The sequence below is a fragment of the Azotobacter armeniacus genome, assembly GCF_054779355.1.
On record NZ_BAAGYK010000169.1, the window covers coordinates 1 to 209 of the forward strand.

Annotated in this window: 1 protein-coding gene; it reads left to right on the forward strand. The window is 57.9% G+C overall.

Going from position 1 to position 209, the window contains the following annotated elements; all coding sequences use genetic code 11:
• Positions 1-70: 70 nt before the first annotated feature.
• Positions 71-209, forward strand: a 139-nt coding sequence (locus ACYVD0_RS22860; RefSeq protein WP_460428932.1) for a ribbon-helix-helix domain-containing protein, incomplete at its 3' end; no start/stop codon positions are given.

The window sequence follows — 209 nt, forward strand, 5'->3', positions numbered from 1 at the left end:
TTGTCGGTCCGTTGCAGGGCTATCCACCAAAGGTGTATAAACACATAAACATCTATACACGGGGAACGCCATGAGTACCGTCCGTTGGAATGTTGCCGTCTCGGTCGACACCGACCAGTCCCTTCGCATGTTCCTGGCCAGCCAGGGCGGCGGCCGAAAGGGTGATCTGTCGCGCTTCATCGAAGAGGCGGTACGCGCCCATATCCTGG